25 protein-coding genes are annotated in these 26,853 nt (G+C 33.1%); 10 read left to right on the forward strand and 15 right to left on the reverse strand.

Annotated features, from left to right (window positions below; all coding sequences use genetic code 11):
• Position 1: 1 nt before the first annotated feature.
• From serS to EV697_RS04610, 7 genes are all read right to left on the reverse strand, one after another.
• Positions 2–1,291: a serine--tRNA ligase gene (gene serS, locus EV697_RS04580; protein WP_132023095.1), complete on the reverse strand. Its 1,290-nt coding sequence runs from the start codon at positions 1,289–1,291 to the stop codon at positions 2–4.
• Between the two features lie 78 nt (positions 1,292–1,369).
• Entirely contained in the window at positions 1,370–2,713 is a 1,344-nt protein-coding gene (locus tag EV697_RS04585; RefSeq protein ID WP_132023097.1) for a replication-associated recombination protein A, read from the reverse strand.
• A gap of 124 nt (positions 2,714–2,837) precedes the next feature.
• Complete coding sequence (lolA, locus tag EV697_RS04590) at positions 2,838–3,455, reverse strand: outer membrane lipoprotein periplasmic chaperone LolA (protein WP_132023099.1); 618 nt, start codon at positions 3,453–3,455, stop codon at positions 2,838–2,840.
• Between the two features lie 136 nt (positions 3,456–3,591).
• Positions 3,592–6,360: a DNA translocase FtsK gene (locus EV697_RS04595; protein ID WP_132023101.1), complete on the reverse strand. Its 2,769-nt coding sequence runs from the start codon at positions 6,358–6,360 to the stop codon at positions 3,592–3,594.
• 9 nt (positions 6,361–6,369) lie between these two features.
• Positions 6,370–6,846 (reverse strand): leucine-responsive transcriptional regulator Lrp, encoded by a 477-nt coding sequence (lrp, locus tag EV697_RS04600; RefSeq protein ID WP_132023103.1) that lies wholly within the window; start codon positions 6,844–6,846, stop codon positions 6,370–6,372.
• A gap of 219 nt (positions 6,847–7,065) precedes the next feature.
• Positions 7,066–8,442: a DNA repair protein RadA gene (gene radA / locus EV697_RS04605; protein WP_132023105.1), complete on the reverse strand. Its 1,377-nt coding sequence runs from the start codon at positions 8,440–8,442 to the stop codon at positions 7,066–7,068.
• 10 nt (positions 8,443–8,452) lie between these two features.
• Complete coding sequence (locus EV697_RS04610; protein WP_132023107.1) at positions 8,453–9,502, reverse strand: CYTH domain-containing protein; 1,050 nt, start codon at positions 9,500–9,502, stop codon at positions 8,453–8,455.
• Positions 9,503–9,723: 221 nt separating this feature from the next.
• On the opposite strand from EV697_RS04610, the gene EV697_RS04615 reads away from it, so the two are divergent.
• The 7 genes from EV697_RS04615 (at position 9,724) to EV697_RS04645 (ending at position 16,294) form a co-directional block, all read left to right on the forward strand.
• Complete coding sequence (locus EV697_RS04615; protein ID WP_132023109.1) at positions 9,724–10,404, forward strand: TIGR00153 family protein; 681 nt, start codon at positions 9,724–9,726, stop codon at positions 10,402–10,404.
• Positions 10,405–10,444: 40 nt separating this feature from the next.
• Complete coding sequence (locus tag EV697_RS04620; RefSeq protein ID WP_132023111.1) at positions 10,445–11,707, forward strand: inorganic phosphate transporter; 1,263 nt, start codon at positions 10,445–10,447, stop codon at positions 11,705–11,707.
• A gap of 99 nt (positions 11,708–11,806) precedes the next feature.
• Positions 11,807–12,418 (forward strand): TIGR04211 family SH3 domain-containing protein, encoded by a 612-nt coding sequence (locus tag EV697_RS04625; RefSeq protein ID WP_132023113.1) that lies wholly within the window; start codon positions 11,807–11,809, stop codon positions 12,416–12,418.
• A gap of 23 nt (positions 12,419–12,441) precedes the next feature.
• Positions 12,442–13,704, forward strand: a complete 1,263-nt coding sequence (locus EV697_RS04630; protein ID WP_132023195.1) for a multifunctional CCA addition/repair protein — start codon at positions 12,442–12,444, stop codon at positions 13,702–13,704.
• A gap of 37 nt (positions 13,705–13,741) precedes the next feature.
• Positions 13,742–14,380, forward strand: a complete 639-nt coding sequence (lolB, locus tag EV697_RS04635; protein WP_132023115.1) for a lipoprotein insertase outer membrane protein LolB — start codon at positions 13,742–13,744, stop codon at positions 14,378–14,380.
• On the forward strand, positions 14,380–15,285 hold the full coding sequence (ispE, locus tag EV697_RS04640) for a 4-(cytidine 5'-diphospho)-2-C-methyl-D-erythritol kinase (RefSeq protein WP_132023117.1): 906 nt from the start codon (positions 14,380–14,382) through the stop codon (positions 15,283–15,285). The genes lolB and ispE overlap by 1 nt, the downstream gene beginning before the upstream one ends.
• A 61-nt stretch (positions 15,286–15,346) precedes the next feature.
• Positions 15,347–16,294, forward strand: a complete 948-nt coding sequence (locus EV697_RS04645; protein WP_132023119.1) for a ribose-phosphate pyrophosphokinase — start codon at positions 15,347–15,349, stop codon at positions 16,292–16,294.
• Positions 16,295–16,371: 77 nt separating this feature from the next.
• On the opposite strand, the gene mepM is transcribed toward EV697_RS04645, so the two are convergent.
• Positions 16,372–17,856, reverse strand: a complete 1,485-nt coding sequence (mepM, locus tag EV697_RS04650; RefSeq protein WP_132023197.1) for a murein DD-endopeptidase MepM — start codon at positions 17,854–17,856, stop codon at positions 16,372–16,374.
• Positions 17,857–18,048: 192 nt separating this feature from the next.
• Here mepM and znuC point away from each other — a divergent pair, with 192 nt between their 5' ends.
• Positions 18,049–18,840: a zinc ABC transporter ATP-binding protein ZnuC gene (gene znuC / locus EV697_RS04655; RefSeq protein ID WP_132023199.1), complete on the forward strand. Its 792-nt coding sequence runs from the start codon at positions 18,049–18,051 to the stop codon at positions 18,838–18,840.
• Positions 18,840–19,625, forward strand: coding sequence for a zinc ABC transporter permease subunit ZnuB (gene znuB / locus EV697_RS04660; RefSeq protein WP_132023121.1), 786 nt, complete (start codon positions 18,840–18,842; stop codon positions 19,623–19,625). Before znuC ends, znuB begins: the two co-directional genes overlap by 1 nt.
• A gap of 54 nt (positions 19,626–19,679) precedes the next feature.
• Here the strand turns inward: znuB and modC are convergent, their stop codons facing one another.
• The 3 genes from modC to modA form a co-directional block, all read right to left on the reverse strand.
• On the reverse strand, positions 19,680–20,738 hold the full coding sequence (modC, locus tag EV697_RS04665; protein ID WP_132023123.1) for a molybdenum ABC transporter ATP-binding protein ModC: 1,059 nt from the start codon (positions 20,736–20,738) through the stop codon (positions 19,680–19,682).
• Complete coding sequence (modB, locus tag EV697_RS04670) at positions 20,725–21,453, reverse strand: molybdate ABC transporter permease subunit (protein WP_132023125.1); 729 nt, start codon at positions 21,451–21,453, stop codon at positions 20,725–20,727. Before modB ends, modC begins: the two co-directional genes overlap by 14 nt.
• 61 nt (positions 21,454–21,514) lie before the next feature.
• The gene (gene modA / locus EV697_RS04675; protein WP_418883949.1) at positions 21,515–22,276 is read right to left on the reverse strand and encodes a molybdate ABC transporter substrate-binding protein; all 762 of its coding nucleotides are present in this window, start codon (positions 22,274–22,276) and stop codon (positions 21,515–21,517) included.
• A gap of 142 nt (positions 22,277–22,418) precedes the next feature.
• On the opposite strand from modA, the gene EV697_RS04680 reads away from it, so the two are divergent.
• Positions 22,419–23,192, forward strand: a complete 774-nt coding sequence (locus EV697_RS04680) for a TOBE domain-containing protein (RefSeq protein ID WP_132023127.1) — start codon at positions 22,419–22,421, stop codon at positions 23,190–23,192.
• A 49-nt stretch (positions 23,193–23,241) separates the two neighbouring features.
• Here EV697_RS04680 and EV697_RS04685 read toward each other — a convergent pair whose 3' ends face one another.
• From EV697_RS04685 to uvrD, 4 genes are all read right to left on the reverse strand, one after another.
• On the reverse strand, positions 23,242–23,544 hold the full coding sequence (locus tag EV697_RS04685) for an ArsR/SmtB family transcription factor (protein WP_418883955.1): 303 nt from the start codon (positions 23,542–23,544) through the stop codon (positions 23,242–23,244).
• Between the two features lie 90 nt (positions 23,545–23,634).
• Positions 23,635–24,165, reverse strand: a complete 531-nt coding sequence (locus EV697_RS04690) for a rhodanese family protein (RefSeq protein WP_132023131.1) — start codon at positions 24,163–24,165, stop codon at positions 23,635–23,637.
• A 35-nt stretch (positions 24,166–24,200) separates the two neighbouring features.
• On the reverse strand, positions 24,201–24,416 hold the full coding sequence (locus tag EV697_RS04695; protein WP_132023133.1) for a YgaP family membrane protein: 216 nt from the start codon (positions 24,414–24,416) through the stop codon (positions 24,201–24,203).
• A 133-nt stretch (positions 24,417–24,549) separates the two neighbouring features.
• Positions 24,550–26,736, reverse strand: a complete 2,187-nt coding sequence (uvrD, locus tag EV697_RS04700) for a DNA helicase II (RefSeq protein ID WP_132023135.1) — start codon at positions 26,734–26,736, stop codon at positions 24,550–24,552.
• Positions 26,737–26,853: the final 117 nt, after the last annotated feature.

Here is a 26,853-nt window from a genome sequence, read left to right on the forward strand (position 1 = left end):
ATTATCGACCAACTACCGTTAGTCCGCCCATATATGAACGTAATACTTCTGGTACAGTGATCGAGCCATCTGCATTTTGGTAGTTTTCTAAAATAGCGACTAATGTACGACCTACTGCTAATCCAGATCCATTTAAAGTATGCACTAAATTCGTCTTTTTATCGCCTTTAATACGGTAACGCGCTTGCATACGGCGTGCTTGGAAATCCCACATATTTGAGCAAGATGAGATTTCACGATAAGTATTCTGTGCAGGTACCCAAACCTCTAAATCATAAGTTTTTGTTGAGCCAAAGCCCATATCTCCAGTACATAACAGAACTTTACGATATGGTAGGTTTAATAATTGTAGTACTTTTTCCGCATGCCCTGTTAATTCTTCTAGGGCTTCCATTGATTTTTCTGGTTCAACAATTTGTACTAATTCCACTTTATCAAATTGGTGCATACGAATTAAGCCACGTGTATCACGACCATAAGATCCCGCTTCTGAACGGAAACAAGGTGTATGTGCTGTCATTTTAATTGGCAAATGACTTGCATCTAAAATTTCATCTCGCACAAGGTTGGTAACTGGCACTTCCGCAGTTGGGATTAATGCGTAAGGCTGTTCTCCCTCTAATGGGTTGGTGTGGAATAAATCCTCTCCAAATTTTGGTAGCTGTCCTGTACCATAGAGGGTGTCATGATTCACTAAATAAGGCACATAAGTTTCTAAATAACCATGTTGTTCGGTATGAAGATCTAACATAAACTGCGCTAAAGCACGGTGCATTTTTGCAATATGTCCTTTCATCACAACAAATCTTGCGCCACTTAATTTTACGCCAGAGGCAAAATCAAGCCCTTGTAAATTCTCGCCTAAACTAACATGATCTTTTACGTCAAAATCAAAGGTCCTTGGGGTTCCCCAGCGTAAGATTTCTTTATTTTCAGAATCATCTTTACCTAAAGGCACTTCATCAGATGGAATATTTGGGATCGTTAAGGCAATATGATTAATTTCTTTTAACACTTCTTCTAAGCGTGCTTTTGCCATACTTAACTGAATTCCCATATCATCAACTTCTGCTAATAATGGCTCAATATCCTCACCCTTTGATTTCGCAATACCAATCGCTTTTGAGCGAGTATTACGCTCCGCTTGTAAGGTTTCTGTTTTTACTTGTAACTCTTTGCGTTGTTCTTCTAGTTGAGTAAATTTTTCTACATCTAAGATGAAGCCACGTCTAACTTTTAATTTTTCTGCCACTTCTGCAAGATTATTGCGTAGTAAATTCGGATCAATCATTTCATACCCTTAATATTTAATTGTCATAAATTCTTTCTATTCTAGTGAATACCGAGATAACTGTAAACCGCTAAGCCATTATTTATAACGAACTTTATCACTATTTTTATCTAATTCTCTTAATCTTGTTAATTTTTCACTAATTTGAATTTCCATTCCTCTTGACATTGGGAAGTAAAATTGTGTATTTTTTAGTTCTTCAGGAAAATAATTTTCTCCTGCTGCATAAGCATTGTCTTCATTATGTGCATAACGATATTCGGCTCCATAACCTAAATTTTTCATTAAATTTGTTGGCGCATTTCGTAAATGTTCAGGTACATCATAATCAATGCTTTCTTTTACTAATTTTTTTGCTTGATTAAATGCCACATAAACCGCATTACTCTTTGGTGCAACGGCAAGATAAACAATCGCTTGTGCAATGGCTCTTTCACCTTCTGCCGCCCCTACTCGAGTAAAACAATCCCAAGCAGCTAAGGCTACTTGCATCGCTCTTGGATCGGCATTACCCACATCTTCCGAAGCAATAGCTAATAAACGTCTTGCCACCGTTAAAGGATCGCCTCCAGCATTAATAATTCTTACATACCAATATAGTGCAGCATCAGGAGCTGAGCCTCTGATAGATTTATGTAAAGCAGAAATTAAATCATAAAAACGATCACCTTGTTTATCAAAACGAGCTTGTCTTTCACCTAGAACTTCGCTTAATAAAGTGCGGTCTAAAATTTTCTCATTTTGTTCTTCTCTCGCCATATCAACCATTAGTTCTAGGCAATTTAATGCAAAACGAGCATCACCATTCACATATTCAGCTAATCGCTCAAGAATATTCTCTTGAAAATTTAACCGCTCTTTACCTAATCCTCTTTCTTTATCTTCAATGGCTTGAGTTAAAACTTGTAATATATCTTGTGATTCTAATGATTTTAATAAATAGACTCTTGCCCTAGATAGCAAAGCATTATTTAATTCAAAAGAGGGGTTTTCTGTTGTTGCACCAATAAAAATGATCGTTCCATCTTCAATATGTGGTAAAAAAGCATCTTGCTGACTTTTATTAAAACGATGTACTTCATCAACAAATAAAATCGTTTGTTTGTTCTCTAGAAGACGTTGTTTTGCTCGTTCAATCGCTTCTCTAATCTCTTTAATACCACTTGTTACCGCAGAAATATTTTCTACATTTGCATTAATTCTATTCGCTATAATTTCAGCAAGAGTCGTTTTCCCTGTTCCTGGAGGGCCCCAAAGAATCATTGAATGAATACGCCCCGTTTCTATTGCTCGTCTTAAAGGTTTTCCAATCCCAACTAAATGCGATTGCCCATAATATTGTTCTAAAGTGATTGGACGCATTCTCGCCGCTAATGGTTTAAAATCATTATTTGAAAAATCAAAACTAAGATTATCTGTCATATCATACTCTTTAAAGACTTGTCGAAATTATATTGGCATTAATATTTTTAGCACTAATAGGGCTATTCTTCATAAAATTAACCCCATACAAATGTATGGGGTAGTAAATATTATAATATATTAATTATTTGTTACGTTGATCATCCACTTCAACGCCTTTTGGAACATCAAATGTGAACAACTTATTCGCTAAACTTGTATTAGTAATATTACGTAAAATATAAAGATTAGATTGCCCATCTTTCTCCGTTGTACTAAAGTTTTTTAATACACCGTCTTTTTCAATACGAATATTAAATTGTTTAATTGTACTTTTCGCTGACTTCGGTTTGAGAATAAAGGTATCAAACTCTTGCGTTATACTATATTGTTGCCAATGATTAGTATCTGTACTAGTTAATAATACAAATGGCGTATTATTAATAGCTTCTTTTACCCAATTTATCGTTACTTGTTCAACAAAGGGATCATAAAACCATAATGTTTTACCATCAGCTATAATAGTTGTTTCTTGAGGTGTTTTATTTTCCATTCTAAATAAATTAGGACGTTTTATTTGTAATTTACCCGATCCTTGTTGTACTTCTTTTCCCATTGGATCACTGACTTTTTGTGTATAATCCGCTGTTAATTCTGTTATTTTACTTAGTCTAGACTGTAATTCAGTTTTAGCATCCGCAAAAGCAAAATTTGTACTAAAAATTAGTAAAAGTGCGGTTAATTTTATAGCTATTTTTTTCATTATTTTTATCCTTAAGTTATCTTGGCTTATCATCATACCAATGTGTAAAAACGTTATATTAAATGTTAACGATAAAATTTAGAGCCTTATTTTTTAAAATAATTCCATTTATTTATTTTTATCTAAAAAAACAAAGTTAATAATCAGTATAAGTTCTTGATAATATCTCTCGTTTACCATTTTGCATTTCAGAAACAATGCCTTGTTCTTCTAATTGCTCCATTATCCGTGCAGCTCGATTGAATCCTACTCTAAAACGGCGTTGAACAGCAGAAGTCGATGTGGTTCCTGTGCTTGTGACAAATTCAACCACTTGATCAAAAAGATCATCAACCTCATCCGAACTCTCTCCAAATCCTAAATTTTCATCAGTATCATCTTCGGTGCTTTCTAAGATATTATCAATATAATCTGGTTTGCCTCTTGCTCGCCAATCATCTGCGATTTTTGCCACTTCATCGTCGCTCATAAAAGCACCATGTACACGAATAAGTTCTGAAGACCCTTGCCCCGAATAAAGCATATCACCACGTCCGAGCAATGCTTCCGCTCCAGCTTGATCAAGAATCGTTCTTGAGTCAATTTTACTCGCAACAGTAAAGGCTATTCGACTTGGAATATTGGCTTTTATTAAGCCGGTAATGACATCAACGGAAGGACGTTGTGTTGCTAAAATCAGATGAATACCTATTGCTCTGGCTTTCTGAGCTAAACGTGCAATCAGTTCTTCAACCTGTTTACCTGCAACCATCATTAAATCAGCAAACTCATCAACTATAACAACAATATAACTTAATTTTTCTAATGCTGGAGGCAAGGTATCCATTGTATCACCAGGTTTCCAAACAGGATTAGGAATCGGCATACCTAAAGCATTATATTCATCAATTTTATCATTAAATCCCTCTATATTACGTACTCTTAAAGCGGAAAGTAACTGGTAACGACGTTCCATTTCATCAACACACCAACGCAATGCATTAGCTGCTTTTTTCATATCCGTTACGACTTCTGTCAAAAGATGCGGAATGTCATTATAAATTGATAATTCTACGACTTTAGGATCAATCATAATAAATTTAACTTGTTCAGGTTTAACTCTGAAAAGCAAACTTAGAATCATTGTATTGACACCAACTGATTTACCCGATCCTGTTGCACCCGCAACTAATAAGTGTGGCATTTTAGCTAAATCAACCACTACAGGCTTACCACTAATATCTTTACCTAATGCCATTGTTAACAACGAATTAGCATTTCTAAATTCATCACTATCAAGCACATCTTTCAAAGGAACGGTTTGTCTATGCGTATTCGGGGTTTCAATACCAATGTAAGGTTTACCTGGTATTACCTCCGCAACACGAATAGAACGAAACATTAATGCACGAGATAAATCTGTATCAATATTTGTTACTTTTGATGCTTTTACACCAGGTTGTAGTTCTAATTCATATCTTGTAACCACGGGACCAACTAGCACATCTCTTACATTTGCTTTTACGTTAAAATTACGTAATTGTTGCTCAATTCGTTGTGATGTTTCTAAAATTTCTTCTTTGGTAATAGTATGAGCCTCCACTGGTCTATCTTCTAATAGATCGAGTGAGGGCATTGGTGTTGTTGGCTTCGCATTAGTAACGGCTTTTTGCTGTAATGCGGGATGAATTAGTGTATCCTTATAAGAAGCATAATTAACCACTTTATTTTTATCTTCGTCTGTTGGAATTGACGTATCAGCCATAAGATCTTGGCTTTCATTTACAATACGGTTAAATGCATCTTCAGCATTGATTTCCTTTGCTCGTTTAGCCATTTGTTGAAGACGTTGCTCTTCTAACTGAGCAAATTCAAGCGCTAGATGATTATCTTCTTCAATATCATCAATTATATTTTGGATATTATCGACTTCTGATACTGATTTATTCAATAATTCCCTCTCTTGTGAAGGTAAAATTCTTACCTTAGGTAATACCTCTTCCGTTGTATTATGAGAAAAATCAAGATCACCAATATTATCTATAGCAGGTGGAACTAGATCTATGTTTTTCTGTTGTACTAGATTATCTGGTATATCAGGTATCACTGATACCGAAGCATTAATATCAGTCGTTAAATCTTGTTCTTTAGGCTGTTCTTTATTTCTTAGTCCGTTGATATTAATAAACTGATTGACATCAACTAAATTATCTGAGGCTTTTTGTTCATTTTGTTGCAAATGCTTGGGATTATAAAAAATAATTTCTTCTAATTCTGTTGTCTTATTTATATTACCATCATTCTTTAAAGCCAAATCTGTCTCATTTTCTTCTTGTATTGAAAGATCATCATTTTTCATAATCAGCCAATGATAAAATCTTACTAATAAATTAATCATTGAAATACCAGAGCATAACAAAAATCCAATGATGATAAAAATTGTAGAAAAAAAGAGTAGTCCAAATTTACCTAATATTGTATAAAAATAGCTAACAAGAAACGAGCCTAACACGCCACCAGAAAGATAATGCTCAATATCAGAATAACTGGTAGTAAAATAAATTGTTAAAATAACAGAAACACCCGATAAAAATAAAATTAGTCCAACGCCTCCTAATGCGATCTTTAATTTCGTGATATTTTCACTACCATTTAATAATATATAAATTGGTATAAATACCATTAAAAAAGGAATTAAATTGCCAGAATAGCCTAAAAAAGTAAATAATAAATCAATTATCCAAGCACCTAAAAAACCTGCTTTATTAATCGTGTATTCATAAGAATTGGCTACCGACCAAGAATTGTCAAAAGGACTATAACTAGACCAAGCTACAACCAAATAACAACCTATAAATACAGCCAAAATTAGCAAAAGTTTCACAATATATTGTTGTGGAGAAAGTCTTTCTATAATAAGTTTCATTGTTATAAATTATTTTAATTGTAAAAAGCTGGTTTGTTTAACTTCTTCCATTACAACGTAAGTTCTCGTGTCATTAACACCGGGTAAACGTAGTAATGTTGTTCCTAATAATTTTCTATATTCCGCCATATCTGCCACTCTCGTTTTCAATAAATAGTCAAAATCACCAGAAACGAGATAGCATTCTTGAATTTCATCTAATTCAAGTACTGCTTTATTAAACTCTTCAAAAACATCTGGTTTTCCTCGAACTAATGTTATTTCAACAATTACCAATAACGGTGAATTTAAAAGTTCTGGATTTAAAATAGCTCGATACTCGGTAATAATACCTTGACGCTCTAATCGTTTCACTCGCTCTAAACAAGGCGTTGGTGAAAGCCCGACTTTTTTTGATAAGTCAATATTAGAAATTTTCCCATTTCGTTGTAATTCATTCAGAATAGCTATATCAATACGATCTAATGCTTTCATTTTTTTATCCATAATTAACTGACTCTCCCTAAATATATATTTTTTTAAATGATTATTATAAATCTTAGAACATTATGCTATTTTTTAACAAAAATGCTACCACTTTTATAGAAAATACTGTTGTAGAGAAAGATTACTATAGATAAATAATAAAATACAGGCTTCAGAGTAAAATTAAAAGTCTAGATAATGATTGTAGTGAAAAATCACTACAAATAAACAATAAAATCATTAAAAATCATCTAAAATAGACAGAACATCAGCTAATTTCTTTACTGTAAAAACTTGCATATTTTGTAAGCTATTCTTAGGTTTATTTGCAAAAGGAACAATGGCTCTTTTGAATCCATGTTTAGCTGCTTCACTAATACGCTCTTGTCCACTTGGCACTGGTCGAATTTCACCAGCTAATCCAACCTCGCCAAAAACCACTAGATCTCGTGGTAAAGGCACATTTCTAAAACTCGAGATAAGCGCTAATAATAATGCTAAATCAACGCCCGTTTCTGTCGCTTTTACCCCACCAACAACATTAACAAAAACATCTTGATCCGACATTTGTAATCCACCATGTCGATGTAATACTGCCAGTAATAATGCTAAGCGATTATGCTCTAAACCAACAGCAACACGTCTTGGATTAGCTAACATAGAATGATCTACTAACGCTTGTATTTCCACCAATAAAGGACGAGTGCCTTCCCAAAGTACAGTAACTGAGCTACCTGCGGTTTGCTCCTCTCCACGACTTAAAAAAATGGCAGAGGGATTTTTCACTTCTCGCAAACCTTGTTCTGTCATACCAAAAACCCCAAGTTCATTGACTGCACCAAAACGATTTTTATGGCTACGCAATGTTCTATAGCGTGAATCCGTTTCTCCTTCGAGTAATATAGAACAATCAATACAATGTTCTAATACTTTAGGTCCCGCTAACGTACCATCTTTTGTTACATGCCCCACCATAAAAATAGAAACTTGTTTGGTTTTAGCATAACGTGTCAAAAATGCAGCACATTCTCGTACCTGAGCGACACTACCAGGTGATGATTGAATATCAGCTAGGTGCATTACTTGAATTGAATCAATCACCATAATTTGTGGTTTTAGTTGATCAGCTAAATTACAAATTTTTTCCACTGATGTTTCAGATAACATATTTAACCGATCAGTAGGTAACCCTAACCGATTTGCTCTCATCGCAACTTGTTGTAAACTCTCTTCGCCTGTTACATAAAGTGCGGTCATATTTTTAGCCAAATTACACATTACTTGTAATAATAAGGTACTTTTACCTGCTCCAGGATGTCCTCCAATTAAAATCGCACTTCCAGGAACAATCCCACCACCGAGTACTCGATCCAATTCCTGAAAACTACTATTAAAACGTGGCACTTCCTGTAAACTGATTTCGGATAAAGTTTGAATTTTAGCCTGTGTATCGCCTGCATAGCCACTAAAACGATCGCCTTTACTTGGCTGAACCGAAATCATTCTTACTTCAGTAATCGTATTCCAGGCTTTGCAAGCAGTACATTGTCCTTGCCAGCGAGAAAACTCCGCTCCACAATCATTACATACATATGCTTTTTTAGGAGATTTAGCCATCTATTTATCCTTAAACAGTTAATAAAATTAGGTCAAGTTGACGCTTAACAAAACGTCCTGTTTCTAACAATGTAAATAACTTATCTATTGCTAACTGATTATTTTTGGTTTTACTATGCTGAGATATAATTTCTTGTATTTCTGTTAATAAATATTGGTTTGTTTCAATAATATTAACAAATATTAATTGATCTAAATATGAAATATTTTTCTTCTTTTGTTGCTCAAACAACTCATCTTTAATCAGGTTATCATTAGTTACATAAAAATGAAAAAGATTAAAAAACATACCGATTCTTTCAATAGTTCTTATAAAATCATCATAAAAAAATGATTTTCCCAAAATAAAGGTTTCTTCAATCAAATTTTGTTCAAATTGAAATAAATGATATAACTTACTAGGTTCATCAATCGCTAAAAAATATCTCCAATTATCCAACCAATCTTGATTATCTAAATTTGTACCTCGGAAAAGTAGATAACCGTATTTTGCTTTGCTGGTTGCACTTAAACGTACACCATTTTCAAAATTTAAATTTCGAATAAAATATAATAGACTTTCAACATTGCCTTTTTTTAATTCAAATTCAAGTTCACAAATAGATTGTGCTAATTCTCTTGATGTAATTTTGCCTTTATCTAGAGCAATTTCAATCTCTGTATCACTTCCTACCTCAACTAACCAAAAGTCACGATTAAAGTCAGTACTAAAAACGGCAATCAAGGGCGATTTAGGTAAGTTTTCATGTAGGGGATAAATATCCTTTATTTTATCTAAATTAGGTTTAAACTCGGATAACGTAACATTATATTCAAGACGAGAATGTAAACCACCTAAGATCTCACCATTCGTTTTTAATGTTTGCGTAATAATTTGATTTTCTTTGCGAATTCTAAATCCCATTTTATTATGTGCAAAAAATAAATCTTGGGTATCATAATAGGTATTTTCTAAAAAAATATTCCCTTTTGATAATATCTTAAAGGCGCTTATTTCTTGACTAAAAAAATTTGCTGCTTCTTCAGAAAGTACTAGCTTTACTTCTATCTCATTAGTCATTTATCTATCCTTAAAATTTAGTTCATATTTGAACTTTCTATTGCTAAATTTTACTATATCGTCTGATATATTTATTAATATTTGACGAATTTTTCAATAAAAATACCATAGTAAATACTATTATTATCTACTAAATTTCGTTTTTTTACGATTAAAATCGTGAGTTTTTCATTAACATAGGTTAATATAAATAATTATTAATCTATCTCTAGGAGTCTTTTATGGCAATGAACAATATATTAGGATTGTTTGCCCATTCCCCTTTTAAGCCACTACAAAGTCATTCAAATAAAGTAACTGAATGTTGCAGTTTTTTAGTACCTTTTTTTGAACGAACATTTGAAAATAACTGGCAAGAGGCTGAAAAGATTCGCTTGCAAATATCAGAAGCGGAACGTCAAGCTGATCTTTTAAAACGTGAAATTCGCTTAAAACTACCAACAGGTTTGTTTATGCCGATAAATCGTACTGACTTACTGGAGTTAACCACTCAGCAAGACAAACTTGCAAATTATGCAAAAGATATTTCGGGACGAATGATAGGAAGACAATTTTCATTTCCGAAGGAAATGCAAGCTGAATTTATGAAATATGTTGCCCGTAGTTTAGAAGCAACCGTTCAAGCTCATAAAGTTATTAATGAGCTTGATGAGCTATTAGAAACTGGATTTAAAGGGAGAGAATTAAAACTTGTTAATGAAATGATCCATGAATTAGATTCTATCGAAGATGATACTGACCAAATGCAAATTAAATTGCGTTTAATGTTACGTCAAATTGAAGATAGTTATAATCCTATTGATATTATATTTTTATACAAAACTTTGGAGTGGATTGGTGTACTAGCTGATCAAGCGCAACGAGTAGGCTCTCGCATTGAATTAATGCTTGCTCGCTCATAATATGAATTAATTTTTAAAATCAATACATAGGGAAAACACTATGGAAATTATTCAAGAGTACGGGACTGTTCTCGTGTTTATTACGGCTGTTTTTGGCTTTTTTATGGCATTTGGGGTCGGGGCAAATGATGTATCCAATGCAATGGGAACATCAGTAGGTTCAAAAACAATTACAGCAAAGCAAGCAATTATTATTGCGATGATTTTTGAATCAGCCGGTGCTTATTTAGCTGGTGGAGAAGTAACAGAAACAATAAAAAGTGGTGTGATTGACACAAGCCAATACACATTGATACCAGAGGTCTTGACATTAGGTATGATGTCAGCGCTATTTTCTGCAGGTATTTGGCTACTAATAGCTTCAAAAATGGGCTGGCCAGTATCAACAACCCATACAATTATCGGTGCTATTGTCGGCTTTGCTTGTATTACTGTCGGCCCACATTCTGTAGATTGGAGTGAAATTAGAAATATAGTTGGAAGTTGGTTCATAACACCACTTATTGCAGGATTAGTAGCTTATGGTATTTTTGTCACTACACAAAAACTAATTTTTGATACTGAAAATCCTTTTAAAAATGCACAAAAATATGGTCCATACTATATGGGAATGACTATTTTAATCATCAGTATTGTGACGATGGTTAAAGGTTTAAAACATGTTGGATTACATTTAACTCATTTAGAAACGGCAATTATCTCTATATCTATAAGTATCCTATCAATTATTATCAGTCATTTTTATTTCCGTAGCCAATCTTTCCAACATAGAATAAGTAAATCTACATTTGGATCGGTGGAAAAAGTATTCAGTATATTAATGTTACTGACTGCTTGTGCCATGGCATTTGCACATGGATCAAATGATGTAGCAAATGCAATTGGACCACTTTCAGCAGTGGTTTCTATTGTTGATAATAATGGCTTAATCATTGCCCATTCTCCATTAACTTGGTGGATCTTACCTTTAGGGGCAGCTGGAATTGCAACTGGTCTTATTGTTATGGGCTATAAAGTAATGGCAACGATTGGTACAGGTATTACCGATTTAACGCCAAGTCGTGGTTTTGCAGCACAATTTGCAACAGCAACAACTGTTGTTTTAGCCTCTGGTACGGGATTACCTATCTCAACAACACAAACTCTCGTTGGTGCAATTCTTGGTATTGGCTTTGCAAGAGGGATTGCGGCTTTAAATTTAACAGTTATTCGAAATATTGTTGTGTCTTGGGTAATTACATTACCTGCAGGTGCATTTTTTGCTATTATTATCTATGAAATATTAATGTTAATATTTCATTAGAATTTGGCTTATTTCATAATGATAACTTTGTAACATGATAAAAGTGCGGTACAATTTATCGCACTTTTATTTACTTACTTTTTTTACTGGAAATTTGGTATGAAAAAAATTGTCGCTATTTTACTTTTCTCAATTCTATTTAGTTTTTCCTCTAATTCATTCGCAGAAGCAACAAAATATGTAACAGATGATCTTTATACATTTCTACGTAAAGGGGCTGGCGATCAATATAAAATAGCTGGAAGAGTAAAAGCAGGGGAAAAAGTGACTCTTTTAGAACAAAAAAATAAATATAGCCTTATTCGAGATAGTAAAAATCGTGACTCGTGGATTCTCACATCAGAACTAAGCGATACACCAAGTAGTAGAGAAGAAAACCCTAAATTAAAAACTAAAATCCAAGAATTAACCTTAAAACTAAGTAATATTGATAACGACTGGAAACAACGCACTTTAGAAATTCAACGCCGCAGTAAACAAGCTGAAGAACAAAGCAGTCAATTACTAGAGCAAAACTCTCTTTTAAAACGTGAATTAGAAATGACTAAAAATCAAAATCGAGATTTAGAAGCAATGCTTGATGCAGGAAAAAGAGAAATTGCAATCCAATGGTTTATTTATGGTGGTGCTGTTTTAGGTATCGGTTTATTATTTGGTTTAATTATTCCACATATTATTCCTAGACGCCGTCGCCAAGATGGCTGGAGATAAGATAATTTATCGTAAAGTAAATGATGAAAATTTATCTCGTTGGTGGTGCGGTTCGTGACAAATTATTAAATATACCAATAAAAGATCGAGATTGGGTCGTTGTTGGTGCAACCCCTGCACAACTACTCCAACAAGGTTATCATCAGGTTGGTAAAGATTTTCCTGTTTTTTTAAATCCAAAAACTAAAGAAGAATATGCATTAGCAAGAACAGAAAGAAAAATCGGTTCTGGCTATACTGGTTTTATTTGTGATTTCTCCCCTGACATTACTTTAGAACAAGATCTCATACGTCGTGATTTAACCATTAATGCAATAGCCGAAGATTTACAAGGTAATATTTATGATCCTTATAACGGACAAGAAGATATAAGGAATCGCTTATTACGCCATGTTTCTTCAGCTTTTTCTGAAGATCCTCTTAGAGTGTTACGAGTTGCTCGTTTTGCAGCTCGATATCATCATTTAGGTTTCAAAGTGGCAACAGAAACCTTATTTTTAATGAAAAAATTAGCTGAAACAGAAGAGTTACAAAAAATTACTCCTGAGCGTATTTGGTTAGAAACAGAGAAAGCATTAACTGAAAAAAATCCTGAGGTTTATTTTTCTATTTTAAATGAAGTTGGTGCATTAGCTGTTTTATTTCCTGAACTTGCTAAATTAGATGGTATTCCTAATCCTAAGCAACATCACCCCGAAGTAGATAGCTTTATTCACACTATGCTAGTATTAAAACAAGCGGTAAAGCTATCGGAGCATTGTGAATATAATAAAATTGCTATTCGTTTTGCAGCACTTTGTCATGATCTCGGAAAAGGATTAACGCCAAAGGAAATTCTACCTCATCATTATGGTCATGAAAAATCAGGGATAAAACCTACTCGAGATTTATGTAATCGAATTAAAGTCCCTAATTATATCAAAGAACTAGCGATATTAACTTGTGAATATCATACACATATTCATAAAGCCTTTGAATTAAAACCCGCAACTATACTAAAATTATTCAACACATTAGATATTTGGCGGAAACCACAACGATTCAAAGAATTAACTTTAGTTTGTATTGCGGATAGTCGAGGAAGGACAGGATTTGAAAATATTCACTACCCACAAGCTGATTTCCTATTTCAACTCTATGAAGTCGCTCGACAAGTTGATGTTCAACAGATCATTAGTGATGGATTTGAAAAGCTAGAAATTAGAAACGAGCTAAATAAAAGGCGATTAAAAAATATCATAGAAAAACGTACAGAAATATTACCGCACTTTACTCAAAAAGAGTAACACCGTAAAATACCAAAAATTTTAGAGAAAAATATTTATGAACCTTTTAAAAGTAATAAAACATATAGTTTCTATCGTTTTAATCAGTCTTTTTGTTGTATCTTGTAGCTTAAATATTGATAATAATAGACCAACTAGTATCCAATATATTGATCAGAATGATGCAACTTGGTTACAACACCTATCTAAATTAGAAGCAATTACTCAATATAAGGCAACAGGGCAATTAGGTTATATTAGCTCAAAGGAAAGATTCTCTACACAATTTGAATGGCGATATAATAATCAGAATGCTTACTCTTTACTTATTTCTTCAACGTTAAGTCGCTCAACTTTATTACTCGAAATGCAAGGCAATAAATTAACTATATCAGATAATAAGGGAAATTACCGTTCAGCAAAAGAAGCTAATATATTGTTACGTGAAATGATCGGTATAGAGGTCCCCTTAGAAAAACTTACCTTATGGCTAAAAGGTCAAGCTGAAAGAAACACTCAATATAATGTAGGTACGAATCATTTACTCGCCAATTTTAGCTATAAAGTTGATGGAACATTATGGACTGTCGATTATTTAAATTATCACCATAAATTTGAAATACCAATGCCAAGAGATATATTATTAAAGAATAAAGAACAAACCTTAAAAGTTCGTATAGAAACTTGGGAATACTAATGGAAACTTATCGATTTTCTACCGCACTTCTTAGTGAAATAAAAAATATCAAGCAAGGAGAGCCTATTCGTTTTCCTTCCCCAGCAAAACTAAATTTATTTCTCTATATCAATAACAAAAGAGATGATGGCTATCATGAGCTACAAACACTCTTTCAATTTTTAGATTTTGGGGATTGGCTAACCATTAATAGCACTATTAATCGAGAAATTCATTTAGTTTCTCCAATTACTAATCTTAATAGTCAAGATAATTTAATTTATAAAGCGGCAAAAAATTTGCAAGAATATACAAACTGTAAATTAGGTGCGAGTATTCATTTGGACAAGATATTACCTATTGGAGGAGGAGTTGGTGGTGGTTCTTCAAATGCAGCAACAACATTAATTGCTCTTAATTATTTGTGGAATACGCAGCTTTCATTGAAAGATCTTTGTCATATAGGACTTAAGCTAGGGGCAGATGTACCTATTTTCTTACACGGTAAATCTGCATTTGCTGAAGGTGTAGGAGAAAAAATCACCTATTGTGAACCTCCTGAAAAATGGTTTGTAGTACTAAAACCGAATGTGTCTATTTCTACTGCGAGTATTTTCAATGATCCTCACTTACCAAGAAATAGCCCAAAGCTTTCCTTATCAGAATTATTAAATAAAAAATACGAAAACGATTGCGAAAAAATTGTTTTAAATCATTATTCAGAGGTTGAAGAAACATATAACTGGTTGTTACAATATGCACCAGCAAGATTAACTGGAACTGGCGCTTGCGTTTTTGCTGAGTTTAATGATAAAAAATCTGCGCAATCTGCATTTTTAGCTAAACCAGACAAAATTTTTGGTTTTATTGCAAAAGGATCAAATATATCACCACTACATAAATTAATGGGATATTTGCTTAAATAAGATCAATATGCTTTTTTATTTACTTTAAACATACTATTAACTCCAGAGGTTATAATTTACAATGCCTGACATTAAACTTTTCGCTGGTAATGCTACGCCTGAACTAGCAAAACGAATTTCTGAACGTTTATATATTTCTCTTGGTGATGCGACTGTTGGTCGCTTCAGCGATGGAGAAATTCAAGTTCAGATTAATGAAAATGTACGTGGTTGCGATGTTTTTATCATTCAATCAACCTGTGCTCCAACAAATGACAACCTAATGGAATTAATCGTAATGGTTGATGCATTACGCCGTGCTTCAGCAGGACGTATTACAGCTGTTATTCCCTATTTTGGTTATGCACGACAAGATCGTCGTGTACGCTCTGCTCGTGTTCCAATTACCGCTAAAGTTGTTGCTGATTTCTTATCAAGCGTAGGGGTTGATCGTGTCTTAACTTGCGATCTTCATGCTGAACAAATACAAGGATTCTTTGATGTTCCTGTGGACAATGTATTTGGATCACCTGTACTAATTCACGATATTCTGAAGAAAACAGATCTTGAAAAACCAATGGTTGTATCTCCCGATATAGGTGGGGTTGTGCGTGCACGTGCTGTTGCTAAATTATTAAATGATACAGATATGGCAATTATTGATAAACGCCGTCCAAAAGCAAATGTTTCTCAAGTAATGCATATTATTGGTGATGTAGCTGGTCGTGATTGTATTCTGGTCGATGATATGATTGATACAGGGGGTACATTGTGCAAAGCTGCTGAAGCATTAAAAGAACGAGGTGCTAAACGAGTATTTGCTTATGCAACTCATGCTGTATTCTCTGGCTCAGCTGCAAAAAATATAGCAAGCGATTCTTTAGATGAAATTGTGGTAACAGATACAATTCCTCTTTCGCCAGAAATAAAAGCATTAGGTAAGGTTCGTACTTTGACATTATCAACAATGCTAGCTGAAGCGATACGCCGAATTAGTAATGAAGAATCTATTTCTGCAATGTTCAGTTAAGATCCTTTTCATTCGTTCGTTACTCTCTTAAAATAAAAGCATCTAAATGATGCTTTTATTTTTTATATCTAGGATATCTATAACTTCAAGCTTTTCTCTGCCTCTTTCGCTCTAACGAGAAAATCTTTACGTTCTTTCGTTCCCATTTGACTACTTGAGCCTGGTAATTTAACCGTTAAAGGATTAACAGGACGACCATTTATGCGAAATTCATAATGTAGATGTGGTCCCGTCGAACGACCAGTGTTACCTGATAAAGCGATACGTTGCCCTTTTTTGACAGACTGTCCTGCTTTCACTAAAGCACGACTTAAATGCATATATACGGTTTGGTATTCTCTACCATGTCTAAGTACAACATAACGACCCGCACCATTTGCTTGATAAGCAACTTTTTCCACAGTCCCGTCAGAAGGGGCGATAATAGGTGTCCCACTTGATACAGATAAATCTACCCCATTATGAGGACGCACTCGTCCTGTAACAGGATGTCTTCTACGTGGATTAAAAGGAGAAGAAACTCGTGCTGCTCTTAACAGAGGATAACGAGAAAAAGTTTTCCCTAACGTTTCTCCTTGCTTATTATAATATCGACCATTATTAGCTTGAACAGCATAATAATTTTTACCACCTGTTTTTATATGAATTGCTTCAACATTACCTTGACCAGTTAATTTATTATCTAAATACTCTCGATTAACAGAAATCGCAAATTTATCTCCTTTTCTTAGGTTTCGCATATTAAATTGCCATTGTAATGCTTTTGTTAATTGAGCAATTTGTCTCGAATTCAACCCTAAAGAGCTTAAACTTTGTGATAAAGAACCATTAATTTTTCCCTTTAATATTTCTTTTTTCCAAATAGTTTCTTTTTCTAGAATTAAACGTTTAAATTTAACCTCAGATTCTCTTTCATAAATACGCTCTTCTTTCAGCGAAACCAACCAATTAAGATATTCTAAATTTCCGTCTCTATCCAAGATCCAATAAAACTGCTGACCTGGTTTTATATTGGCTAACTCTGAATATTGTTTAAGCAAATCATCACTGACCTCTTTTAATAAACCTGATTGTTGCAATACATCAGAAAAACTATCACCATTTACAACGGTATAACTAAACTGCTCTCTTATCCGTAATGCTTGATCCGCTACATCTAATAATTCATCCAAAACTTTATTAGCTTCTTCTGGAAGCTCTTGTCCATTATCACTTAGTCCTAAATCAACCTGATCAACTTCATCATCTTTATTATCTAAATCATCATAAGAAAGTGTTGTATTCTTATTATCCGTTTCTTGTATTATTCTATCTTTATTATCCGAAGACATATCATCTTCATTGAGGTTGTTTGAATGAGATAAAGTGGAATTCACATGTGAGCTGTCTAAAGGATGATATTCTGTTTCAAATACGTGATCATTTTTAGGAAGGGATTCGTCACTAGTATCATTGAAAGTTAATAACACCCCCAATAAAATTGAAAAAATAGCCCCTGAAAAGATAACAAACTTAATTCGTTTCTTTTTTCTTCTATCCCTAGCTAGCTTAATATGATACATCATTCACCCATAGTTATAAGTTATACTAAAACACTACGCGTAGCGTTAGACAAAGAATTATAAAAAAAATTCCACTATTAAAATAAAAACTGAATAACTGAAGTATTTTTAAACATAATTATTCAGAATACTTGTTGTTCAATGAAAAATAAGCTATTTTATGCCGATTATCATATTCCTATATACTTAATAATGAAAATTAATTCAATAAAACAACCATTAGTAATATTAAAGGATATCAATGTTAAGTTATCACAAAATATATTACAAGATATTAATTTAACACTTTACCCTAATTCAATTATCACTATTGTCGGGCCTAATGGTGGAGGAAAATCAACTTTACTAAAAGTATTATTAAAATTATTAACACCGACATCTGGTGAAGTTATTCATAGTAAAAATCTAAGAATAGGCTATGTTCCTCAAAAAATCCATATTGATCATAGCTTGCCTATTAATGTCAGAAAATTTTTATCTTTAAAAAAAGGAATAAAAAAAACTGATATTGAGGAAGCATTAGCATTATTAGGGATCGCTCATTTAAGTGATAGCAATATGCAAAAGCTCTCTGGTGGAGAAATGCAGCGTGTATTATTAGCTCGTGCTATTCTCAATAAACCAAATTTATTAGTATTAGATGAGCCGACACAAGGTGTTGATATTATTGGACAAGCTGAGCTCTATCAATTAATCCATCAAACCCAACAAAAATTACAATGTGCCATTTTAATGGTTTCCCACGATTTAAATATTGTGATGGCTGATACGCACGAAGTGCTTTGTATTAATCAGCATATTTGCTGCGCAGGAACTCCCGAAATAGTGTCTAATAATCCAAAATTTATCCAGTTATTTGGTAATCAATTTTCAAAAAATATTGCCGTTTATACTCATCATCACGACCATAAACATAATATTCATGGCGATGTATGTTGTCGCTCTGAACAACATTTTGATAATTGTACACATAAGGAACAATAATGTTTGAAATTTTATTTCCCGCTTGGTTTTCTGGAATATTGCTTTCTCTTATTACTGCACCACTAGGTGCGTTTGTTGTATGGCGAAAAATGGCATATTTTGGTGATACACTTTCTCATTCTGCCTTATTAGGCGTTGCCTTAGGTTTATTTTTAGAAGTTAATCCATACTTAGCAATCATTATTTTAACTCTCGTTCTAGCTATTTTGATGGTTTGGCTAGAAAATAAAACCCAATTTTCTGTTGATACTTTACTTGGTATTATCGCACATAGTAGCCTTTCATTAGGCATTATAACGGTTTCTTTACTTAAAAATGTCAGAGTGGATCTGATGGCGTATTTATTTGGTGATTTATTAGCGATGAATTATCAAGATATTATGCTTATTAGTATTGGTGTGGTCTTGATCTTAGCTATTCTCATTTATTTTTGGACGCCATTACTTTCAATAACAATCAGTCCTGAGCTAGCTCAAGTTGAAGGAATTAATATTCATAAAATGCGTATATTATTAATGCTATTAACTGCATTAACCATTGCATTAAGTATGAAATTTGTCGGAGCCTTAATTATTACTTCACTGTTAATTATTCCTGCGGCTACCGCTAGACGTTTTTCAAAAACACCAGAAATGATGGTATTTTTCGCTGTCATTTTTAGTATGCTATCAGTATCGTTAGGATTATTTTTATCTGGATTATACGATACACCATCTGGTCCTTCAGTTGTAATTAGTTCGACAATTTTCTTTGTTCTATCGCTATTAAAAAGAGAAAAGAATTAGTACTACATCACGAAAAGCACGCTATAAATCAATTAAGCGTGCTTTTTATTAAGCTTATTTCACCACTGAAATAGCTTTAATTTGTAAATAAACATTTTGACCAATGGCTAATTTTAATTCATCGCAAGACCATTGGCTAATACTTGCCCAAATAACATAACCTTCTACCTCAACTTTAAGCTCTATTTTTGTTTCTAAGGAAAAAAGTGCGGTAATTTTTCCGTACAATATATTACGAATGCTAGTTTTCTCTGGAATAAGTAAACTAATAGATACATCAGAACTATAAATACATATTCTCATATTATCCACTAAATTCTCAGAAAGACGACTTACCCATAAAGATTGAGAGCCTATTGCTAATGCTGTCATTTTATAAATAGGATGATGTAATTGAACAGGTAAGTTCATAACTGCACTCTGCTCATTTTCAGCTTTCCATACAGAAAAAACCTCAGATTGCCAAATATGCTCTAATTTATCGTAGGCTTTAACTTTACCATCTTCAAGTAAAATAACATTTTCAGCTAAACGTAATAATTCATCTAAACTATGAGTTACATATAAAATAGGAATATTAATTTCTTGAGATAATCGATCTAAATAATCTAATAATTCTCGTTTTCTTGGAATATCTAAAGAAGATAATGGCTCATCCATTAAAAGAATTTCGGGATCAGTTAATAATGCTCGTCCAATCGCAACTCGTTGTTTCTCTCCACCTGATAATGTGGTAGGATAACGACTTAATAAATGTGTTATGCCTAATAACTCAACAATATAATCAAATTCATTTTTAGCTACATTTCTCATACCATAAGTAAGATTACCTTTTACACTATAATGCGGAAATAAACGTGCATCTTGAAAAACATAGCCAATATGTCGATGATTTGCTGAAATATTGATTTTTTTTGAACAATCAACTAATACTCGATTATTTAAACGAATATGGCCTTCATCAGGATCAGATAATCCACTAACTAAATTAATCAGTGAAGATTTCCCTGAACCTGATAAGCCAAATATTGCCGTAACACCTTGAGCGGGGATTTGTAAATCAGCTATTAAATCAAAATGCCCTAATTTCTTTTTTATTTTAATTTCTAACATCTATTTGCCCTAATCTTTTTTGTGTTCGTTTAGCCAGCCATTCTGAAATTAATAAAGAAATCAATGAAATAGCAATAGCAATTAAACAAAGTCGCCCAGCTTGGCTTTCAGCATTAGGCGTTTCAATTAAAGAGTACATAGCAAGAGGGATAGTTTGTGTAACTTTAGGAATATTAGATACAAAAGTAATAGTCGCCCCAAATTCCCCCAAAGAACGAGCAAATCCAAGAACAAGTCCAGCTAAAATACCAGAAAATGAAAGGGGTAAAGTAATAGTAAAAAAGACTTTCAAGCTAGAAGCACCCAATGTTCTTGCGGATTGTTCCAATTTAAAATCAACATTCTCTAATGCCAAGCGGATAGAACGTACTACTAGCGGAAAAGCCACAATAATAGAGGCTAATGCCGCACCATACCAGTTAAAACCAAAACTAAATCCAAACCACTGTAATAAATATTGTCCAATCAATCCATTACGCCCCATTGATATTAATAATAAATAACCAATGACTACAGGCGGAAGAACTAAAGGCAAATGAATAATGCCATTTAACACCGATTTCCCATAAAAATTTTTACGCGCTAAAATCCAAGCAACAAAAATAGCAAAAGGCAAGCTCAATACCATTGAAACTAATGCAACTTTAATACTTAAAGTAATTGCATTTATTTCGGTGTTAGAAAGATGAAAATATTGAATGAAGTCATAAAACATAAGTGTTTCCAAATAAAAAAATAAAGGCAAAATTTGCCTTTATTTACATAATAATGATCGATTATGGAACAGAAAAGCCAAATTTCTCAAAGATTTTCTTACTTTCTGGTGATGTCAAATAAGATAAAAATACTTTACTTTCTTCTGTATCTTGCCCTTTAATCAATGTTACAGGATAAACAATAGGCGAATGGGAATCTTCAGGAAATATCGCAACTACCTTCACCTTTTTACTTGCTTGTGCATCCGTAGCATAAACCACACCTAAAGGGCTTTCTCCTTGCTCCACTAATGCCAATGCACCTCTAACATTATTTGCTCGAGCGAGTTTAGCCTCCAAATTATCCCATTGTTTCAAAAAAATAAAAGCAGATTTTGCATATTTTCCAGCGGGAACATGATCTGGATCCCCTACTGCAAGATAACTATTATCTAACGTTGATTGCCATTTACTACTCGCTAAATCGACGGACATAATATTGCTTTCCTTAGGTGCAATCATCACTAACCGATTACCAACCAGATTCACTCTACTTTCTTTAACGATAGCCTCTTTTTTTTCTAAAAAATCAGTCCATTTTTGATTAGCAGAAATAAAAATATTTGCAGGGGCACCCTGACTAATTTGTCTTGCTAATGTGGAAGAGGAAGCAAAAGATAAATCAATTTCTGCTTTAGGATTAATCTGCAAATACTGTGTTTTCACTTCTTCTAAGGCATTAGTCATTGAAGCAGCAGCAAAAACAGTTATTTTAGCTTGTGTAGATAATGCTGTCATAATAGAAAGTGCGGTAATAAAAATATGTTTTTTCATTTTAAGCATATATTTCTCCTAATAAAAAATATCGGTTATATAAAGAATTATATAATGATAAAATTATATATTAAACTATATGTGAAAAGCTATATAAAATTATAAATTTTCAGTAAAATACTAAACCCAACCTCAAAATTAAAATACCGCAATGGACGCTGAAATACTATTAACAATTAATTTACAAAAACAACTTTTTGCCGATCCTAAAAGGATACGCTTACTCAAGGAAATTAAGCAATCAGGCTCTATCAGCCAAGCGGCTAGAAATGCAAAGGTCAGTTATAAGAGTGCTTGGGATCATCTGGAAGCAATGAATAATATAAGCCCTAAACCATTATTAGAACGTAATACTGGTGGAGTCAAAGGCGGGGGGAGCTATCTTACATCTTATGCAGAACGCCTACTTCAACTTTATGATTTATTAGCACAAACCCAACAAAAAGCATTCTCTATTCTACAAGATGAAACTATTCCATTAGATAGTTTACTTTCTGCTACAGCTCACTTTTCTTTACAAACCAGTGCTAGAAATCAATTTTTTGGAAAAGTGATAGCAATACAGCCAAAAGATATTTATTGTGATATAGAAATATCCATTGAACATTTTCCCAAACCAATTATCGCCCAAATAACACAGCAAAGTGCGGTCAAATTAAAATTAGTTTTAGGAAAAGAAGTAATGCTATTGATTAAAGCACCTTGGATACAGTTGACACATTCATCAAAACATAATGAAACAAACGAATTTGAAGGGATAATTAAACAAATTATCCCTAAAGAAAGCAATCAAGAAATTATCGTTGAAGTAAACAATAAAATTCTATGTTATGCAACTGTTGATAGCAAAGAAAAATTTTACATCAACGAAAAGATATACTTTAGTATTGCAACTGAAAAAATTATTTTAGCAACACTATTTTAAAACAAATAGTTAAATAAAATAACTAAAATGAAATGATACAAATTTACTTTTAATCATTAATTTTCTTATCACAGAAAAATGTATATAGTAACTTTATTACTTCTTCAACTCTTTCATCTTTAATATAATAAAGTCGTTCTCTGTGTTTTATATCACAGTCAACAAACCCAGCAACTTTTAAGATACTTAGTTGATTAGAAACAACAGCTTGTTGTAATTCAACCAGTTGTGTTAATTCTGTCACATTCCTTTTTTGCCCCATTAAACAACACAAAATGGCTAAACGATTTGGATTAGATAACGGCTTTAAAAAATTAACTGCCGCATCACTATTTGATTTAATACCTTCAATCATAAAGATTCCTGCCCTAAAAAATACTCAAACTACAAAAACAATATATAAAAAACATCTATTAATAAATATAATTTTAATAGTAATTCTCTATGATACCTTATTCCAAGGCATTTTTGCAAGTAAAATAGCCATACCACAGAAACCACTAATTCCAGCAAACATTAATCCAGATCCAACAAAAGCCGATAAAAGATAAAATTTAGGGGAAACTAACCAACCTAATAACACTCCAATTAATACCAAAGATCCTGCTACTATTTGTACTTGACGCATCAACTCTAAAGGCTGAGAACGATTAATTTCCGTTAAATTTCCAGCCTCTTTCCAGCCAATAATTCCTTTCTCTAAAATAAATATTTTACAATCCATATTTTCGGTTATTTGTTTTAATAAAGCTGCGTTATTGACTGTTCTTGCACCAGAACGGCAACAAAAAATGAGTTCCTTAATACCTTTTACTGCATTAGAAATACCTTGTTTTTGTAATTGGGACATAGGCTCATTAAGAGAATCTGCGATATGCTCTCTTTTAAATTCATCGGCTTCTCTAATATCGACTAATACTGCTCCATTTCTTAATTTCTCTTGAACATCAGCAACTGAAATTAAATCGATCATAAATTTTTCCTCTATTAACTAAATCATAGAATATTTTACTTTTTGAATGGACAACCACAATTACGCTCACGATTGCAAGTATTAACACCTAGTAATGAATATAATCCACATCGAGAGAATATCCCCGTTATAAGAGGGAGAATACCAATCCATCCCCATACATCAATAACCTGAGTTAACGTTAATATAATTAGAACAACACCTAAAATGATTCTAAAAATACGATCAAGACCACCTACATTTTTATTCATAATAATTTCTCCTAGATAAAAAAATGCATCAAAACATTTAAAAATAAATATATATTAATTTCAAAATATTTCAATGCAACTTTAAGTTTCTTAAAATTTTTATCAAAGGATAAAATGGCTGAAACTAATTATCTTATGCTATTTTCTCTAATTTTGCCAAATGAGCAATTAACCACTTGATACCTTGTCCTTGAAAAGCAATTTGTAATCTGGTGTTATTATCACTTCCTTCAACATTAATGATTGTACCTTGCCCAAATTTATGATGGGTAACTTTTTGCCCAATTTTCCAACCACTCTCAGAAAAACTATTATTTTTTAACAAAGATCCAACTGCACTTTTATTATAAGCTCTTGTTACCGTTCCCCGTAAACGAATTTCTTGAATACAATCTTCTGGTAATTCAGCAATAAATCGAGAAGGTAAATGTTTTTCCTCCTTGCCATACAATCGGCGTGATTCAGCATAACAAAGCGTTAATTTATGCTTAGCCCTTGTAATTCCTACATAAGCTAAACGACGTTCTTCTTCAAGCCTTCCCGGTTCTTCAAAAGAACGACCACTTGGGAAAATACCTTCTTCTACCCCAACAATAAATACTCTTGGAAATTCAAGACCTTTTGCTGAGTGTAACGTCATCATCTGTACAGAAGATTGATGAGCTGAAGCTTGTGCCTCGCCCGACTCAAGAGAAGCGTGAGTTAAAAAGGCTGTAAGATCAGTCATATCCTCCGCATCATCTGGTTTAATAAATTCTTTTGCAGCATTCACTAATTCTTCTAGATTTTCAATACGCACTTCACCTTTATCACCTTTTTCTTGCTTATACATATCATATAAACCAGAATGTTTTATCGTAAAATCAGCTTGAGCAAATAAAGGCATCTCTTCTGTTTCTTGGCGTAATGAATTAATTAGCTCAACAAAACGTAGCAAAGATGTTGAGGCTCGATTTGGTAGCATATTTTCATTATGTGCTACTTGCACAGCTTGCCATAAAGTAATTTCTCTTTCTCGGGTTAAGTTTCTCAAAATATCAAGTGTACGATCACCAATTCCTCTTGGTGGTGTATTCACAACACGCTCAAATGCAGCATCATCTTGAGAATTTGCTACTAAACGCAAATAAGCCAGTGCATCTTTAATTTCCTGACGTTCAAAGAAACGCATTCCACCATAGATACGATAAGGAATTTTAGAACGAATCAACGCTTCTTCAATAACTCGAGATTGACTATTACTACGATATAAAATAGCACAATCATCTAGTCGCCCCCCATCATCTAGCCAAGTATTTATCTGACTCGCCACAAACTGTGCTTCATCAATTTCATTAAATGCAGCATAAATACCAACAGGATCACCTTTATCTCCAGCCGTCCAAAGATCTTTCCCCAAACGATCGGTGTTATTAGCAATTAATTCATTAGCACTTTGTAAAATATTGGCACTAGAACGATAATTTTGTTCCAATCGAATCGTTTTTGCTTGATGAAAATCCTCTAAAAAACGTTGAATATTTCCTACTTGTGCACCACGCCAGCCATAAATAGATTGATCATCATCACCAACGATCATCACATTTCCAGTATCCCCTGCCAATAACTTAATCCAAGCATATTGAATTTTATTGGTATCTTGAAACTCATCAACAAGGATATGCTGAAAACGTTGTTGATAGCGTTGCAAAATTAACGGTTTTTTTAACCATAATTCGTAAGCTCTAAGTAATAGCTCCGAGAAATCAACTAATCCTGAGCGATCACAAGCATCTTGATAAATTTGATAAATTTTTATCCATTCTTTCTCTTGACGATCATTATGATCATCAATTTGATGTGCTCTTAACCCTTCTTCTTTTTTATTATTGATATACCAGCAGGCTTGTTTAAAAGGATAAATTTTTTCATCATAATTATGTAATTTCATTAATCGCTTTACTAAGCGTAGCTGATCTTCTGAATCAATAATTTGGAAATCTTGTGGTAGGTTTGCATCATTATAATGGGAACGTAACAGACGATGAGCAATACTATGAAAAGTCCCAACCCACATACCAAATAAATGATGCTCAGAATATTGTGAAAGGGTTGATTCTATACGATGACGCATTTCTTTTGCGGCTTTATTGGTAAAGGTAACTGCTATAATATTTCCTTCTGAAATATTCTCAACAGAAATCAACCAAGCAATTCTGTGGGTTAATACCCTCGTTTTACCACTCCCCGCCCCTGCTAAAACTAAATAATTGCCTAATGGTGCCGCCACGGCTTCCCTTTGTTTATCATTTAAGCCATCAAGTAATTCTGAAATATCCATTACATCGCCTTTTTACTGTTTTTTTATACAGTTGAATTATATTGAGTTTTACTAAAAAGGGCAAGAAAAAAGGAAATCCACTAATCGAAAGATAATTAGTGGACTTAGACTTATTCA

It is taken from the genome of Bisgaardia hudsonensis, assembly GCF_004345785.1.
In the GTDB taxonomy this organism is placed as follows: Bacteria; Pseudomonadota; Gammaproteobacteria; order Enterobacterales; family Pasteurellaceae; genus Bisgaardia; species Bisgaardia hudsonensis.

Bases quoted from the DNA above. Each gene is read 5' to 3' on its own strand.
- EV697_RS04585 (WP_132023097.1), bottom strand. From the start codon at position 2,713: ATGACAGATAATCTTAGTTTTGATTTTTCAAATAATGATTTTAAACCA.
- ispE (WP_132023117.1), top strand. From the start codon at position 14,380: ATGGAAACTTATCGATTTTCTACCGCACTTCTTAGTGAAATAAAAAAT.
- EV697_RS04615 (WP_132023109.1), top strand. From the start codon at position 9,724: ATGGCAATGAACAATATATTAGGATTGTTTGCCCATTCCCCTTTTAAG.
- znuC (WP_132023199.1), top strand. From the start codon at position 18,049: ATGAAAATTAATTCAATAAAACAACCATTAGTAATATTAAAGGATATC.
- znuB (WP_132023121.1), top strand. From the start codon at position 18,840: ATGTTTGAAATTTTATTTCCCGCTTGGTTTTCTGGAATATTGCTTTCT.
- lrp (WP_132023103.1), bottom strand. From the start codon at position 6,846: ATGGATAAAAAAATGAAAGCATTAGATCGTATTGATATAGCTATTCTG.
- EV697_RS04645 (WP_132023119.1), top strand. From the start codon at position 15,347: ATGCCTGACATTAAACTTTTCGCTGGTAATGCTACGCCTGAACTAGCA.
- EV697_RS04695 (WP_132023133.1), bottom strand. From the start codon at position 24,416: ATGAATAAAAATGTAGGTGGTCTTGATCGTATTTTTAGAATCATTTTA.
- EV697_RS04625 (WP_132023113.1), top strand. From the start codon at position 11,807: ATGAAAAAAATTGTCGCTATTTTACTTTTCTCAATTCTATTTAGTTTT.
- uvrD (WP_132023135.1), bottom strand. From the start codon at position 26,736: ATGGATATTTCAGAATTACTTGATGGCTTAAATGATAAACAAAGGGAA.
- modC (WP_132023123.1), bottom strand. From the start codon at position 20,738: ATGTTAGAAATTAAAATAAAAAAGAAATTAGGGCATTTTGATTTAATA.
- radA (WP_132023105.1), bottom strand. From the start codon at position 8,442: ATGGCTAAATCTCCTAAAAAAGCATATGTATGTAATGATTGTGGAGCG.
- EV697_RS04690 (WP_132023131.1), bottom strand. From the start codon at position 24,165: ATGATCGATTTAATTTCAGTTGCTGATGTTCAAGAGAAATTAAGAAAT.
- lolA (WP_132023099.1), bottom strand. From the start codon at position 3,455: ATGAAAAAAATAGCTATAAAATTAACCGCACTTTTACTAATTTTTAGT.
- EV697_RS04595 (WP_132023101.1), bottom strand. From the start codon at position 6,360: ATGAAACTTATTATAGAAAGACTTTCTCCACAACAATATATTGTGAAA.
- EV697_RS04630 (WP_132023195.1), top strand. From the start codon at position 12,442: ATGAAAATTTATCTCGTTGGTGGTGCGGTTCGTGACAAATTATTAAAT.
- serS (WP_132023095.1), bottom strand. From the start codon at position 1,291: ATGATTGATCCGAATTTACTACGCAATAATCTTGCAGAAGTGGCAGAA.
- EV697_RS04680 (WP_132023127.1), top strand. From the start codon at position 22,419: ATGGACGCTGAAATACTATTAACAATTAATTTACAAAAACAACTTTTT.
- mepM (WP_132023197.1), bottom strand. From the start codon at position 17,856: ATGTATCATATTAAGCTAGCTAGGGATAGAAGAAAAAAGAAACGAATT.
- EV697_RS04620 (WP_132023111.1), top strand. From the start codon at position 10,445: ATGGAAATTATTCAAGAGTACGGGACTGTTCTCGTGTTTATTACGGCT.
- lolB (WP_132023115.1), top strand. From the start codon at position 13,742: ATGAACCTTTTAAAAGTAATAAAACATATAGTTTCTATCGTTTTAATC.
- modA (WP_418883949.1), bottom strand. From the start codon at position 22,276: ATGCTTAAAATGAAAAAACATATTTTTATTACCGCACTTTCTATTATG.
- EV697_RS04610 (WP_132023107.1), bottom strand. From the start codon at position 9,502: ATGACTAATGAGATAGAAGTAAAGCTAGTACTTTCTGAAGAAGCAGCA.
- modB (WP_132023125.1), bottom strand. From the start codon at position 21,453: ATGTTTTATGACTTCATTCAATATTTTCATCTTTCTAACACCGAAATA.